This window comes from Clostridium pacaense (assembly GCF_020709765.2).
GTDB classification, from domain to species: Bacteria; Bacillota; Clostridia; order Lachnospirales; family Lachnospiraceae; genus Enterocloster; species Enterocloster hominis.
In genome coordinates, this window is record NZ_JAJFEB020000126.1 from 1 (window position 1) to 266 (window position 266).

Genomic DNA, 266 nt, shown 5'->3' on the forward strand with positions numbered 1-266 from the left:
GTATTCTTAAGCCATACCGTGATACAGGATGATAAGAAGCAGCAGAGCTTCATGGTGCTGGAGGAGGATCTGTTTCCGGATCCGGACGGGGAATCCGTGAAGATTGAAAAAGTGGTGCAGTCTGATGCCGGGAATCCTGTGTATGCGGTACAGAAGGATGAGGTTGTGGTATTTACCGCTAAGAAAACAGGGGCTTTGGAGATAGGGCTTCAGCTGGTGGATGAATCCTGCATGACAGCCGTCATCAATGTAAAAGGATATGTGGT

1 protein-coding gene is annotated in these 266 nt (G+C 48.5%); it reads left to right on the plus strand.

What is annotated here, in order from left to right; translation table 11 throughout:
• Positions 1 to 266, plus strand: a 266-nt coding sequence (locus LK536_RS58770; protein WP_506092330.1) for a hypothetical protein, incomplete at both ends; no start/stop codon positions are given.